At 66.3% G+C, this 315-nt stretch carries 1 pseudogene; it reads right to left on the minus strand.

Annotated features, from left to right (window positions below):
• Positions 1-315, minus strand: a pseudogene (locus tag HX846_RS38620) (pyridine nucleotide-disulfide oxidoreductase); the annotation flags it as partial.

A 315-nucleotide genomic window follows, 5' to 3' on the forward strand; every position in this document is an offset into this window, starting at 1 on the left:
CGGGCTGAATCAGCCCGCGCTTGAGCAACTGCCTGGGCAACGGCCGGGCCACGCGCCGCCAGTCATATTCAATCCCGCTGGAGTTGATCAGCGCTGCCCCCGACACCTGCACCACATCCTGCTCTCCACGATGACGCAGGCGGATCGTCACCTCACCTTGCGAAGGCACCAGCCCCTTGTACGAAGCCGCCCGGATCCGCAGCCGCCCTTCCCCATGCAACCGCGCCACCAACTCGGCACTCAACGGCGGCGAACGGTGGTGGTGGCTTTCCCACCAGGGCCGCACATGCCGCACGAACTGACGTTTCTCGCCCT

Source organism: Pseudomonas sp. K5002, from assembly GCF_013386655.1.
Lineage (GTDB): Bacteria > Pseudomonadota > Gammaproteobacteria > Pseudomonadales > Pseudomonadaceae > Aquipseudomonas.